General features: G+C 69.7%; 14 protein-coding genes. 3 read left to right on the top strand and 11 right to left on the bottom strand.

Going from position 1 to position 12,077, the window contains the following annotated elements; all coding sequences use genetic code 11:
* Positions 1 to 127: 127 nt before the first annotated feature.
* Complete coding sequence (gene pknB / locus IE124_RS18095) at positions 128 to 2,191, top strand: Stk1 family PASTA domain-containing Ser/Thr kinase (RefSeq protein WP_189508773.1); 2,064 nt, start codon at positions 128 to 130, stop codon at positions 2,189 to 2,191.
* A 174-nt stretch (positions 2,192 to 2,365) separates the two neighbouring features.
* Here the strand turns inward: pknB and IE124_RS18090 are convergent, their stop codons facing one another.
* From IE124_RS18090 to IE124_RS18065, 6 genes are all read right to left on the bottom strand, one after another.
* On the bottom strand, positions 2,366 to 3,040 hold the full coding sequence (locus IE124_RS18090) for a class E sortase (RefSeq protein ID WP_189508772.1): 675 nt from the start codon (positions 3,038 to 3,040) through the stop codon (positions 2,366 to 2,368).
* Positions 3,041 to 3,077: 37 nt separating this feature from the next.
* Positions 3,078 to 4,514, bottom strand: coding sequence for a class E sortase (locus tag IE124_RS18085; protein ID WP_189508771.1), 1,437 nt, complete (start codon positions 4,512 to 4,514; stop codon positions 3,078 to 3,080).
* Positions 4,511 to 5,149: an aminodeoxychorismate/anthranilate synthase component II gene (locus IE124_RS18080; protein WP_189508770.1), complete on the bottom strand. Its 639-nt coding sequence runs from the start codon at positions 5,147 to 5,149 to the stop codon at positions 4,511 to 4,513. Before IE124_RS18080 ends, IE124_RS18085 begins: the two co-directional genes overlap by 4 nt.
* On the bottom strand, positions 5,146 to 5,307 hold the full coding sequence (locus IE124_RS18075) for a hypothetical protein (RefSeq protein ID WP_024760376.1): 162 nt from the start codon (positions 5,305 to 5,307) through the stop codon (positions 5,146 to 5,148). The genes IE124_RS18080 and IE124_RS18075 overlap by 4 nt, the downstream gene beginning before the upstream one ends.
* Before the next feature lie 64 nt (positions 5,308 to 5,371).
* Entirely contained in the window at positions 5,372 to 6,118 is a 747-nt protein-coding gene (locus IE124_RS18070; protein ID WP_189508769.1) for a class E sortase, read from the bottom strand.
* A 25-nt stretch (positions 6,119 to 6,143) separates the two neighbouring features.
* Complete coding sequence (locus IE124_RS18065; RefSeq protein ID WP_189508768.1) at positions 6,144 to 6,911, bottom strand: DUF881 domain-containing protein; 768 nt, start codon at positions 6,909 to 6,911, stop codon at positions 6,144 to 6,146.
* A 140-nt stretch (positions 6,912 to 7,051) separates the two neighbouring features.
* Between IE124_RS18065 and crgA the strand changes: the two genes are divergently transcribed.
* Complete coding sequence (gene crgA, locus IE124_RS18060) at positions 7,052 to 7,306, top strand: cell division protein CrgA (RefSeq protein WP_055642472.1); 255 nt, start codon at positions 7,052 to 7,054, stop codon at positions 7,304 to 7,306.
* A 328-nt stretch (positions 7,307 to 7,634) separates the two neighbouring features.
* Here the strand turns inward: crgA and IE124_RS18055 are convergent, their stop codons facing one another.
* Both IE124_RS18055 and IE124_RS18050 read right to left on the bottom strand, forming a co-directional pair.
* Positions 7,635 to 8,501, bottom strand: coding sequence for a rhomboid family intramembrane serine protease (locus IE124_RS18055; RefSeq protein ID WP_229832533.1), 867 nt, complete (start codon positions 8,499 to 8,501; stop codon positions 7,635 to 7,637).
* A 31-nt stretch (positions 8,502 to 8,532) separates the two neighbouring features.
* Positions 8,533 to 9,060, bottom strand: coding sequence for a peptidylprolyl isomerase (locus tag IE124_RS18050; protein ID WP_189508766.1), 528 nt, complete (start codon positions 9,058 to 9,060; stop codon positions 8,533 to 8,535).
* 179 nt (positions 9,061 to 9,239) lie between these two features.
* Between IE124_RS18050 and IE124_RS18045 the strand changes: the two genes are divergently transcribed.
* The gene (locus IE124_RS18045) at positions 9,240 to 9,989 is read left to right on the top strand and encodes a DUF5324 family protein (protein WP_189508765.1); all 750 of its coding nucleotides are present in this window, start codon (positions 9,240 to 9,242) and stop codon (positions 9,987 to 9,989) included.
* 355 nt (positions 9,990 to 10,344) lie between these two features.
* On the opposite strand, the gene IE124_RS18040 is transcribed toward IE124_RS18045, so the two are convergent.
* The 3 genes from IE124_RS18040 to IE124_RS18030 form a co-directional block, all read right to left on the bottom strand.
* On the bottom strand, positions 10,345 to 10,731 hold the full coding sequence (locus IE124_RS18040) for a DUF6344 domain-containing protein (protein ID WP_189508764.1): 387 nt from the start codon (positions 10,729 to 10,731) through the stop codon (positions 10,345 to 10,347).
* A 178-nt stretch (positions 10,732 to 10,909) separates the two neighbouring features.
* A complete protein-coding gene (locus tag IE124_RS18035) occupies positions 10,910 to 11,305 on the bottom strand; it encodes an iron chaperone (protein ID WP_229832548.1) in 396 nt (131 codons plus the stop codon).
* Between the two features lie 224 nt (positions 11,306 to 11,529).
* Positions 11,530 to 11,985: a carboxymuconolactone decarboxylase family protein gene (locus tag IE124_RS18030; protein WP_189508834.1), complete on the bottom strand. Its 456-nt coding sequence runs from the start codon at positions 11,983 to 11,985 to the stop codon at positions 11,530 to 11,532.
* Between the last annotated feature and the right edge of the window lie 92 nt (positions 11,986 to 12,077).

Below are 12,077 nucleotides of genomic sequence, written 5' to 3'. Positions count from 1 at the left end.
GGTCAGGTATCAGCTACCGGCCCCGAGCGGAACGCCTCCCCGGGGCCGGTAGCGTATGCGCGAACAGCACACACCGCCGGACCACCCATGGGTGCGGTCGGGACAGACGGAGAGGGCTGGATTAGCTATGGAAGAGCCGCGTCGCCTCGGCGGCCGGTACGAGCTGGGCTCGGTGCTCGGCCGTGGTGGCATGGCCGAGGTGTACATCGCCCAGGACACCCGGCTCGGCCGCACCGTCGCCGTGAAGACGCTGCGGGCCGACCTGGCCCGCGATCCGTCCTTCCAGGCCCGGTTCCGCCGTGAGGCACAGTCCGCCGCCTCGCTGAACCACCCGGCGATCGTCGCGGTCTACGACACCGGCGAGGACTACGTCGACCAGGTCTCCATCCCGTACATCGTGATGGAGTACGTCGACGGGTCGACCCTGCGCGAGCTGCTGCACTCGGGGCGCAAGCTGCTGCCCGAGCGCACGCTCGAGATGACGGTCGGCATCCTCCAGGCGCTCGAGTACTCGCACCGCGCCGGCATCGTGCACCGTGACATCAAGCCGGCGAACGTCATGCTGACGCGCACCGGCCAGGTCAAGGTCATGGACTTCGGCATCGCGCGCGCCATGGGCGACGCGGGCATGACCATGACCCAGACCGCCGCCGTGATCGGCACCGCCCAGTACCTCTCCCCGGAGCAGGCCAAGGGCGAGCAGGTCGACGCCCGGTCCGACCTGTACTCCACGGGCTGCCTGCTGTACGAGCTCCTCACCGTCCGTCCGCCGTTCATCGGCGACTCCCCGGTCGCGGTCGCGTACCAGCACGTCCGTGAGGAGCCGCAGGCACCGAGCAACTTCGACGCCGAGATCACGCCGTCGATGGACGCGATCGTCCTCAAGGCGCTGGTCAAGGACCCCGACTACCGCTATCAGTCGGCGGACGAGATGCGCGCGGACATCGAGGCCTGCCTCGACGGTCAGCCGGTCGCGGCCGCCGCGGCGATGGGCATCGGGATGGGCATGGGCGGCGCGCCCTCGTACGGCGGGGGCTACGGCGGCTACCCGGAGGACCAGCCGACGACCGCGCTGCGCCAGGCGGACCCGGCCGGCCAGACCTCGATGATGCCCCCGATCAACGGGGACGACGGCGGCTACGGCTACGACGACCGTCCGGACAGGCGCCGGGGCGGTGGCCAGAAGAAGTCGAACACCTCGACGATCCTGCTGGCCCTGGCCGGCGTCCTGGTGCTGGTCGGTGCGATCTTCATCGGCGTCTCGCTGTTCGACAAGGAGGAGGGGACCCCGCAGGTCCCCGTCCCCCAGCTCGTCGGTCAGCCGCTGAAGGCTGCGGAGGAGCTCGCGGTCAACGCCCAGGTGAAGGCCGTCCAGGCCGGCACCGAGCGCTGCGACGAGCCCAAGGGCTCCGTCTGCCGCCAGACCCCCGCCGCGGACGGCACCGCTCAGATGGACACCGGCGCGACGATCCAGCTGTACGTCTCCGAGGGCGCCCCCCTCGAAGAGGTCCCGGACGTCATCGAGCAGTCCCAGGAGCGCGCCGAGCAGACCCTGAAGGACAAGGGCTTCAAGGTCAAGATCGAGCAGGAGGAGTCCGAGGAGGACCCCGGCACGGTCCTGCGCACGAACCCGGACGCCGGCACCAAGGCGGAGAAGAACTCCGAGGTGACGGTCACCGTGGCGAAGCAGCTGCAGTCGACGGTCCCCCCGGTCGTCGGCAACCCGCTCGCCCAGGCCGAGCAGCAGCTGAAGAACCTCGGCTTCACCGTGGTCACGCAGTACGTGGACTCGGAGCAGCCCAAGGACCAGGTCGTGAAGCAGACCCCGGACGGCAACTCCTCGGTCGCGAAGAACTCCGAGGTGACGCTCCAGGTCTCCAAGGGCCCGCAGCAGGCCCAGGTCCAGATCCCCGCGGACATCGCCACCAAGCAGTTCAAGGACGTCAAGGCTCAGCTCGAGGCCCTGGGTCTGGTCGTCACCCAGGCGAACTCCGACAAGGAGGACGCCACGGTGATCACCTCGAACCCGGCTCCCGGCTCGATGGTCAACGTCGGCGACACGGTCACCGTGGTCACCGTGGGCGGCGGGGGCAACCCCGGCGGCAACCCGGGTGGCGGAGACGCCGGCAACCCCGGCGGCGGCGACGGCGGGGGCAATGACAGCGGCGGCTTCGGCGGCATCTTCGACTGACGGCCGCATCCGGCCTGCATAGGCCCGCAGGCAGCACGACCGAGCCCCGGCATCCGATGGATGCCGGGGCTCGGTCGTCGTCGGTCGACTGTCAGAGAAGCTCGGCCCTCAGAGAAGCTCGGCCCTCAGAGGAGCTCGGCCGTCAAAAGAGCGACCGTCAGAAGAGCTCGGCCCTCAGAGGAGCTCGGCCGGCGGAGTGCGGTCGCGGTCGACCTTCTCCGTGCGCTCCAGTTCGCCCCAGACGATGTACCGGTAGTCCGAGGTGTACATCGGGGTGCAGGTCGTCAGGGTGATGTAGCGGCCCGGCTTCGTCTTGCCGGACTCCTTGGGGACGGGCTGGAGGACGTCCACGTTGTACTTCGTGGTCTCCGGAAGGCTCTTGTAGACCTTGTAGACGTACCAGGTGTCCTTGGACTCGAAGACGATCGCGTCGCCGGTCTTCAGCTTGTGGATGTTGTGGAACTTCGCGCCGTGCCCGTCGCGGTGCGCGGCCAGCGTGAAGTTGCCCTTCTTGTCCTGCGGGAGGGCGGACTTGATCGGGTCGGTGTAGTAGCCGGCGACACCGTTGTTCAGGATGGTGCTGGTGGTGCCCTGCTTGACCAGTATCTCGTCGTCGCCCATGGCGGGGACGTGGAGGAAGCCGATGCCGTCCTTGGTGTCGAGGGCGCCGGGGCCGTCGGCCCAGCGGTCGCGGACCTGGGCGCCGTCCTGGTCGGCGGCGCGGTCGGCGAGGACGTTGGTCCACCACAGCGAGTAGACGACGAAGAGCCCCATCACCAGACCCGCTGTGATGAGGAGTTCGCCGAAGGCGCTGATGATCCCGGCGATCCGGTTGCGCGCGCGTGCCACTAGGTCGTCCTGTCGTCCCGTCCGGAGGTGTGGGGTCTCACCCTACGAGGGCTGCGGGCTTTCCCTTGCTGCGCAGGCGTTCCTCGACCATCTTTCCCCAGACGATCATGCGATACGTGCTGGTGAACTCGGGCGTGCACGTGGTCAGCGTGATGTACCGGCCGGGCGCGGTGAAGCCGGATCCCTTCGGGACCGGGTCGATCACCGAGACGTTCGACGGCGCGGTCTGGGGCAGGATGCTCGCCATCTCGTAGGTGTAGTACGCGTCCTGGGTCTCGACGACGATCGGGTCCCCGGGCTTGAGCTGGTTGACGTACCGGAAGGGCTCGCCGTGCGTGTTGCGGTGGCCCGCGACGGCGAAGTTGCCCTGCTTGTCGGACGGCATGGCCGTCTTGAGCTTGCCGTCGGCGTAGTGGCCGACCATGCCCTTGTCGAGGACCTTGGTCTTGTTGATGCCCTCGGCGATGGGCACGACGACGTCGAGCTTGGGGATGTACATGATGGCGAAGCCCTGGCCGGGCTCGAAGGCCTCCGGCTTGCCGTCGTCGCCCTTGCCCTTGCCCTCGCCCTTGGCCCAGGTGTCCTCGATCTGTTCCTTGGCCCGGTCGGTCTCCTGGCCGGCGAGGACGTTCGTCCACCACAGCTGGTAGGTGACGAAGAGCAGCATGACGACGCCGAAGGTGATGAAGAGTTCGCCGATGATCCGGCTGGCGACGACCCCCACACTGTCCTTGGCCGCGCGCGCGGCGCGGCGGGCCTCCACCCGGGAGAGAGGGCGCGGCTCGGCCCCAGAGGCCCCAGAGGCCCCGGAGGCCCCGGAGGCCCCGGAGGCCCCGGAAGCCCCGGAGGCCCCGGAGGCCCCGGAAGCCCCGGAGCCGGCAGCAGCGGCGCTGCCGCGGCCCTTGTCCCTGCCGCCGCCCTTGGCCGCACGGCGCCGCTCGGCCCGGCCGGGCCCCTGAGGCGTCTCCACGGCCCGTAGGGCGACCGTCTCGTCCGGTGGGGCCGGTGAGGCCTGCGGGGTCTCTTCAGGTGCGTACGAGGCGTATGCGGGCTCGTGCGGCGCCGCATAGGAGGGCTGGGGCTCGTACCCCGGCCGGGGGCCGCCGCGCGCAGCGTCGTGGGCGGGGGCGGCCGGAGCCTCGTACGAGGGCTCGTACGCGGTCTGCGCCGTCTGCCGGTAAGCCGTCCCCTGCTCGTACGCCGGCTGCTCGTACCCGGTCGGCGTGTTCGCCTCGTACGAGGTTGGCGTGTTCGCCTCGTACCCCGTCGGCGTGTTCGGCTCGTACCCCGTCGGCGTGTTCGGCTCGTACCCCGTCAGCGTGTTCGGCGCGTACGCCGGCTGCTCATAGGTCGGCTGCTCGTACGCCGGCTGCTCGTAAGGCGGGCGCTGCTCCTCGTGCCCGTACGGGTCCGTGGGTATCGGCTCCGGTCCGGGGACTCCCGAGTCCCGGAACCACGGCGAGCCCGTCGTCACGCGACGGCCTTGCCCACCACCGGCGCGAGCCCCGCCGACCGGCCGACCGCCCCCTTGTCGCCGCACCGCTCCAGCCAATTGGCGAGCATCAGGTGGCCGTGCTCGGTGAGGACCGACTCCGGGTGGAACTGGACCCCTTCGACGGGCAGTTCACGGTGGCGGAGCCCCATGATGATCCCGTCCTCGGTCCGCGCCGTGACCTCCAGCTCGGCCGGCAGGGCGGCGGGCTCGGCGGCCAGCGAGTGGTAGCGGGTCGCGGTGAAGGGCGAGGGGAGGCCCGCGAAGACGCCCTCCCCCTCGTGCGTGACGCGAGAGGTCTTGCCGTGCAGCAGCTCGGGCGCGCGGTCGACGACGCCGCCGTAGGCCACGGCCATCGACTGCATGCCGAGGCAGACGCCGAAGACGGGCACGCCGGTGTCGGCGCAGTGCCGGACCATGTCGATGCAGACCCCGGCCTGCTCGGGCGCGCCGGGCCCGGGCGACAGCAGGACGCCGTCGAAGCCGTCCTGTGCGTGGCTCAGCTCGACCTCGTCGTTGCGGAGGACCTCGCACTCGGCACCGAGCTGGTAGAGGTACTGCACGAGGTTGAAGACGAAGCTGTCGTAGTTGTCGACGACGAGAATTCGCGCGCTCACTGGCCGTCCACCGTCACATCGTTGAACGGAAGCAGGGGCTCCGCCCAGGGGAACACGTACTGGAAGAGGGCGTAGACCACCGCGAGCACCAGCACGATCGAGATCAGTGCCCGCACCCACGCGTTGCCCGGCAGATGCCTCCAGATCCAGCCGTACATGCCGTCGACCGCCCCTTCCGTTCGTTACGGGGACCAGAGTACGGGGCGAGAAGGCCGTGGGGGGTCAGCTGCCCAAAGCCTGTGGACGACCGTCGGCCACCGGCTGCGTGGTGTCGAGGTGCGCCCAGACGATCAGCCGGTGGCTGCTGCCCCACTCGGGCTCGCAGGTGGTGAGGGTGAGGTAGCGGCCGGGCCCGTCGTAGCCGGCCGCGTTCTTCCTGAGGGGCTTCGGAACGGGGGCGACGACCCCGACGTCGGTGGGCAGGGTCCGGTAGGGGCTTCGGTCGACGCGGTACGTGAACCAGGTGGTCCCGTCGGTGAGGACGACCGCGTCGCCGGGGCGCAGGCGCGGGAAGTCCTTGAAGGGGTCGCCGTACGTGCGGCGGTGGCCGGCGACGGCGAAGTTGCCGGTCGCGCCGAGCCGCGCGGTGGCCGCGTAGTGCCCGAGGCCCTTCTTCAGGACGCCCGGGCCGGTGCCTTCGAGGACCGGCCACTTCCAGTCCTTGCCGAGCCGGGGGACGTACATGACGGCGATCCCTTTGCCGGGGGTGTACGGCTGCCGGGCCTCGGGCGCGGTGGCCGGCGCACGGGAACCCGCGGTCGAACCCTCTGCCGGAGCCGGAGTCGGGGCCGGGGCCGCAACCGGGGTGCTCGCCCACTCCCGCTGGAGGGCGTCGATCTGGCCGGCGCCGGCGCTCTGGGCCTGGACACCGGTCCAGTACAGGACGTACACGACGAAGAGGACGATCAGGGTGCCGACGGTCAGGCACAGCTCGCTGAAGGTCCGCACGAGGAGACGGACACCACCCACGTGCCCCTCCCCGCAGTCCCTCCGGTCAGCTCACCGGCTTCGCGTAGTGGAGGTCCACTGTGCCCGAGTAGCCGGGCAGAGTCACCGCCTTGTGGTCGTCGACTTTCCAGCCGAGCCCGTAGGCCTTGACGTACAGCTGGTAGTTCTGGAGGGCCGGGGAGTCGTTGAGTGCCCTTTTCAGCTTCCCGCGGTCGCCGACGGCCGTGATCTTGTACGGGGGCGAGTAGACGCGGCCCTGGAGGATCAGGGTGTTGCCGACGCAGCGGACGGCGCTGGTGGAGATGAGCCGCTGGTCCATGACGCGAATGCCCTCGGCGCCGCCCTGCCACAGGGCGTTGACGACGGCCTGGAGGTCCTGCTGGTGGATGACGAGGTCGTTGGCCTGCGGCTCGGGGTAGCCGGGGGCCGCCTGGGCGTTCGGCGGGGCGTCATCGAGGGTGACGGTGAGGCCGGAGCCGGAGACCTCCGTGGTGCCCGCTGCCGCTTCGAGGGCGTCGAGCTTCGCGTCCTCCGCACGGGTGGAACCGTCGTCGCGCGCGGCGAGGCCGTCGACCTGGGTACGGAGGGCCGCTGTGGACTCGTCGAGCCCGGCGTTCTTGTGGCTGCGCTCCTCGATCAGGTCCGAGAGCCTGAGGAGAGAGGCGTCTGTGCGGATGTTCGTGCCCTTGGCCGTGTTGAAGCTCGTGACGAAGATCAGTCCGGCGAGGGCGAAGACGGCAAGGGTGAGCACCCGGACGGGGCGCCACCTCGTGGTGCGGCCCGGCCCTGTGGGAGTGTCGGCGGAATTGCTCAACGTACCCTGATCCCCTTCGGTGCCGCGGAACCACTACGCTAACGGACGCCCGGGGGACGCAGTCTTCCTCCTACGTCACATCCCGGCGCCGCCCACAGTTCCCTGCGCGGTCACGCAGCGCATCGACAGGAGAGTCCCTCGTGCCGAAGTCACGTATCCGCAAGAAGGCCGACTTCACGCCTACGCCCGCCAAGCAGGCCACCAACATCAAGCTGTCGAACAGCAGCTGGGTGGCCCCCGTGATGCTGGCGCTGTTCGCCATCGGGCTGGTGTGGATCGTGCTCTTCTACGTCACCGACGGTTCGTTGCCGATCAAGTCGATCGGCAACGTGAACATCGTGGTGGGCTTCGGCTTCATCGCTGCGGGGTTCGGCGTCTCCACCCAGTGGAAGTAGCCCGCGCCCACCGCGTCGCAGGCCGCGAAATATCGGCTGGACCGGCGGCTCGTCAAGCTCTCCCCTGAACTTATCCACAGCGTTGTGCACAGCACTGGATAACTTACGACGATCTGTGGATAACTCGCACGACGTTGACGCCGGTATGACCGCTCCACCCGCGCGATCACCCGCCGAGGGACCACACTGCGCCCCTCGCCTCCCTGGAGAAACACCAGGTCAGAGGCGAGGGGCGCAGTCTTTCCCCAGTACACCGGGATGATTTGCCACACACTGTGGATAACTCTGGGGAAAGCTCGGGAAAGAGCTCTTCCACAGCCCCCTGCGCTCAGGTGAGCGCCACGGATCGAGCCAGTACGAGCCCCAGGTCGAGCAGGAGCACCAGTCCACAGGCCCCGTACTGCACGAGGTCCCTGCGCGCCCTCGGCGCGTGCACCATCGCGTACGTCACCAGGACGCCCGCGACGAGACCGCCGACGTGCGCCTCCCAGGAGATCCCCGGACGGGTGAATGTCATGAGCAGCGACAGCGCCACGAAGAGGGCCACGGGCCGCATGTCGTGGCGCTTGTGGCGGGCCAGGACGACCCAGGCGCCGATCAGGCCGTAGACGACGCCGGAGGCGCCCAGCGAGGGCTGGTTCTGCGCGGCAACGAGGTAGGCGAGAACGGAGCCCGAGAGCCCGGAGAGCAGGCACAGGGCCGCGTACCGGACCCGGCCGAGCTCGGGCTCGACGATCCCGCCGATCACCCACAGGCCCAGCACGTTGAAGAGGATGTGCCAGACCTCCTGGTGGAGGACGGTCGCGGTCAGCAGCCGGTACCACTCGCCGTCCGCGACCCCGATCCACTCTCCGAGCTCCAGGCTGAAGGCGCGTCCGATGAGCTCGAGCTCCACGACGAGCCGCTGCCCGATCACCAGGACCAGCAGGTACACCGCGAGGTTGATCCCGATGAGGATCTTGGTGACCAGGCGGTCGTCGGCCGCCACCCGGCCCCCCACGAGAGTCCGGGGCTGGTTGGCGTCGGCGGCATGGCCGGTGCCCGAGCCGTTGCGCACGCAGTCCGGGCACTGGAAACCGACCGAGGCGGAGATCATGCACTGCGGGCAGATGGGCTTGTCGCAGCGGACACAGCGGATTCCGGTCTCGGCCTCCGGGTGGCGGTAGCAGCGGGGCAGGCCGGACTGCGCGTCCATGACAGGTTCCTTCCCTTCCGTCATGTCCGCCTCAGCGCTTCTCGATCACCACGGACTCGATCACCACGTCCTGGCGCGGGCGCTCGGTGTGCGGGTCGGTCGCGACCGCGGCGATCGCGTCCACGACCTTCCGGCTCTCCGGGCTCGCGACCTCGCCGAAGATGGTGTGCTTGCGGTTCAGCCAGGTCGCGGCGCCGACCGTGACGAAGAACTGCGAACCGTTGGTGCCCGGGCCGGCGTTGGCCATGGCCAGCAGATAGGGACGGTCGAAGAAGAGCTCCGGGTGGAACTCGTCGGCGAACTCGTAACCGGGGCCGCCCGTGCCGTTCCCCAGCGGGTCGCCGCCCTGGATCATGAAGCCCTTGATGACCCGGTGGAAGACCGTGCCGTCGTAGAGCGGGTCCGTGGAGACCTTGCCGGTGGCGGGGTGCGTCCACTCGCGCTCACCGGAGGCGAGTTCGACGAAGTTGCGCACCGTCTTCGGGGCGTGGAACGGCATCAACCGCACCTCGATGTCACCCAGGCTGGTCTTGAGGATCGCGTACAGCTGCTCGGCCACGGTCGCCTTCCGTCCACATCGTGTCGTTGTCGCATCGCGTCTGTCTCTGGCGTGACCACCGATCCTCGCATGCCCCGGATGCCCGCCCCGCATGCCGGACTTCGATCCGAGGGGCATGATTCCGAAAAGGATGGAAAGGTGAAAAACCGACATCGTCGCCACCGAGGAGGAGGAATCCCGTGACCCGCATGGACAGCGTGCGCGCCGCGTCAGATTCGGCGAAGGAGAGCGTCCTGCACGCCGCGGAAGTGGTGGCGCCGTACGCCGAAACAGCCAGGGACCAGGCCAACCACTACGCGCACGAGGCGCGGGTGCGGATCGCGCCGAAGGTCTCGAAGGCCGCTCGAAAGGCCCGAGTACAGGCGCGGGCGCAGTACGCCTCGCATGTCGCACCACACGTACCGCCGCGGGTCGACGCGGCCGCGCATCGCGCGGCGGACGTGACCCGCTCAGCCGCCCGTCAGGCAGCCGACTACACCGTTCCGCGTGTCGAGTACGCGGTCGCCGCGACCGGTCCCGTCCTTGAGGAGGCCGGGTCGCGTTCCACTGCCGCCTGGGCCGCGCTGCGCGGTCAGGTGACGCCGAGGGAAATCCAGAGGATCGTGAGGAAGCACGAGCGGCGTGCCAGGGCCGGTCGCCTCGCCAAGGGACTCGTGGTCCTCGGCTTGGTGGTCGGCGGCGCTTTCGCCGCTTGGAAGTGGTGGGACAAGCAGGCCAATCCCGACTGGCTGGTCGAGCCGCCCGCTCCCACCGAGGTGGGCGAGGGTTCCGCGTCGTCGTCCGTCGAGGGCAACGGTGGGTTCCTCGATCCGGAGGTGGAGTTCAAGGAGAGCGAGGCCGAGATCCAGGCCGAGGCCGAGGCCGATGCCGAGATCGAGGCCGAAGCGGAGGCCGACGCCGGGTCCGCGGAGCGCGACGAGCGCCGCTGACCGCTGCGGTCCGGTCGAGGGAACTTCGCCACTTCGTGGTGCGTCGGTGGAACATCTTCGGTGTTGCGCCGGTGGAGCTGGGTGTTCCGTCGGTGGAACTTGATGTTGCGTCGGTGGAGCCGTGTGCTCCGCAGGTGGAGCCGTGTGCTCCGCAGGTGGAGCGAGGTGTTCCGTCGGTGGGGCCAGGTGCTCCGCGGGTGGAGCCGTGTGCTCCGCAGGTGGAGCCGTGTGCTCCGCAGGTGGAGCGAGGTGTTCCGTCGGTGGAGCTGTCCGGTTCATCGGTGGAGCTTCGTCTTCTGCAGGTCTCGCGGTTTCACAGGGCGCGGGGAGTACGCGTACGTCGGCTCCCCGCCTCCTACGCGCCCGCCGCCGGCGCCGTCGCCGCGAGCGCCGACTCCGTCAGCGCGACCGGGTCGCTCTCGGCCGCGCCGCCCGCGTGGCGGTGGCGAACCGAGGGGGAGGAGCCGTGGGCCTCGGCACCGATGCGCTGCTTGATGGTGGGCGGCAGGGACCGGTCACCGACGAGGGGCCACCGATGCGCCCGCTGTGCCGGTACGGAGGCGAGGGCGCGCTCCCCGGTGGCGGAGGCGGTCGTGGCGGCAGAGGCAGCCGGCTCCTCGGGCTGCTGCACGGCGGGCTGCTGGGCCGCGGCGGCGGTGCTCGCCAGGCCGACGGAGGCGAGCAGGGCGAAGAGGACGGAGATGAAGGCGGTCCAGAACTGCTTGACCTTGGCGGTGGCCATGACCCCTCACTTTCGTGATGTTCTCGGATGGTTCATTTCGGGTTGCGCGCTTTACGTACTTTCCACATGATGTGGATGCGGCCCGAGATTCCCGCGGAACGACGCCGCCGCCGCGCAGTTCTTCCGATGAACACCACCCGGACGGATCAGTGGCCACCACCGCTCTGGCCCGGTTTCCTCAGCTCACGGCCTTCTTGACCAGCTCCGCGATCCGCGCCTCGTCGGCAGCGGTCAGCTCCTTCAGGGCGAAGGCGGCCGGCCACATCGTGCCCTCGTCGAGGTTCGCCACGTCGTTGAAGCCGAAGGTCGCGTACCGCGCGTTGAACTTCTGCGCGCTCTGGAAGAAGCAGACGACCTTGCCGGCCTTGGCGTACGCGGGCATGCCGTACCAGAGCTTCGGCGCGAGCTCGGGGGCGTTCTCCTTGACCACGGCGTGGATGCGCTCGGCCATGACCCGGTCCGAGTCCTGCATCTCGGCGATCTTCGCGACCACGGCCGCCTCCTCCTCCGCCGCCTTGTCGGCGCGCGATCCACGGCGCGCGGACGCCTTGACCTCCTTGGCGCGCTCCTTCATCGCGCTCCGCTCCTCGGCCGTGAATCCTTCGGCCTTCGTCTTCGCCCCGGCCGTCGTCTCCGCGGTCGTGTCCGCGGTCGTTTCGGCCGTCGTTTCGGCCGTCGTACCGGCGGTCGTCTTGGTGGTCGTCTTGGTGGTCTTCTGCGTGTTCGTCATGGCGATTTCCTTCTCTGCTTGCAGATACGAATGAGGGCAGGGCTACCGGGTGCGGAGGTGAAGGAGCGTCAGCCCCATGCGCCGGCGATCTGGCGGGTCGTGGCGTTGAGCCGGTTGAACAGGTTCGTGACGCCGACCATGAGGATGATCGCGGCGAGCTGCTTCTCGTCGTAGTAGGTGGCGGCCGTGTCCCAGACGTCGTCGCTCACCGCGTCGGGCCGGTCGGCCAGCCGCGTCGCGGCCTCGGCGAGCCCGAGGGCCGCCCGCTCCGCCGGCGTGAAGTACGGGGTCTCGCGCCAGGCGGCGACCGTGGCCAGCCGTTCGTCGCTCACCCCGGCCGCACGGGCCGTCCTGGCGCCGCCGTCGACGCAGGCGGCGCAGCCGTTGATCTGGCTGACCCGCAGGTGGACCAGTTCCAGCGTCTGCCCGTCCACTCCACCGGAGCGCACGACCTCCAGGAGCTCCTGGACGGGCCGCATCGCGGCGGGCAGCACGGCGACGGGGTTCTGCATACGGGACCGCATCTCGCTCCGCACGACTTCACCTCTTCCGGGTCGGTGCCCCGTTCCCTCGGGGCGTGACTCCATGACAGCCCGTTCCACCCGTCGCGGCCATC

This window comes from Streptomyces narbonensis, assembly GCF_014649015.1.
Lineage (GTDB): Bacteria > Actinomycetota > Actinomycetes > Streptomycetales > Streptomycetaceae > Streptomyces > Streptomyces narbonensis.
Note: the sequence above shows the minus strand (reverse complement) of the source record. Positions and strands in the feature narration are given on the sequence as shown.

What these genes read in the sequence shown, in the direction of transcription:
- pknB (WP_189508773.1), top strand. Translation starts at nt 128, where the DNA reads ATGGAAGAGCCGCGTCGCCTCGGCGGCCGGTACGAGCTGGGCTCGGTG.
- IE124_RS18075 (WP_024760376.1), bottom strand. Translation starts at nt 5,307, where the DNA reads ATGTACGGCTGGATCTGGAGGCATCTGCCGGGCAACGCGTGGGTGCGG.
- IE124_RS18055 (WP_229832533.1), bottom strand. Translation starts at nt 8,501, where the DNA reads ATGGACGCGCAGTCCGGCCTGCCCCGCTGCTACCGCCACCCGGAGGCC.
- IE124_RS18040 (WP_189508764.1), bottom strand. Translation starts at nt 10,731, where the DNA reads ATGGCCACCGCCAAGGTCAAGCAGTTCTGGACCGCCTTCATCTCCGTC.
- IE124_RS18035 (WP_229832548.1), bottom strand. Translation starts at nt 11,305, where the DNA reads ATGAAGGAGCGCGCCAAGGAGGTCAAGGCGTCCGCGCGCCGTGGATCG.
- IE124_RS18030 (WP_189508834.1), bottom strand. Translation starts at nt 11,985, where the DNA reads ATGCGGTCCCGTATGCAGAACCCCGTCGCCGTGCTGCCCGCCGCGATG.